This is a genomic window from 'Cynodon dactylon' phytoplasma, from assembly GCF_009268075.1.
GTDB lineage: Bacteria > Bacillota_I > Bacilli_A > Acholeplasmatales > Acholeplasmataceae > Phytoplasma > Phytoplasma cynodontis.
Window position 1 is genome coordinate 1 of the sequence record NZ_VWOH01000021.1, and the last position, 228, is coordinate 228.

The following is a 228-nucleotide window of genomic DNA, read 5'->3' on the forward strand; positions in this document are numbered from 1 at the left end:
TTTTTATGCAAAAATTTTGATCATGCGAATGAAATTATTAAATATGCTAAAAATGTTAATAATATTACCATTGTAGGTGCTGGTTATATTGGTGTTGAGTTAGCTGAAGCTTTTTCTTTGCAAAACAAAAAAGTTGTTTTAATTGATGCCGAAGATAGGATTATGTCTAAATATTTAGATGTTGAATTTACTAAACCTGCTCAACAACAATTTACAAATCACCATGTT

The 228-nt window shown here is 27.2% G+C and carries 1 protein-coding gene; it reads left to right on the forward strand.

Translation table 11 applies throughout. The annotated features are described in order from the left end of the window. Nucleotides 1-228 (forward strand): NAD(P)/FAD-dependent oxidoreductase (locus F1741_RS02250; protein WP_193310890.1); only part of this gene is annotated, 228 nt, incomplete at both ends.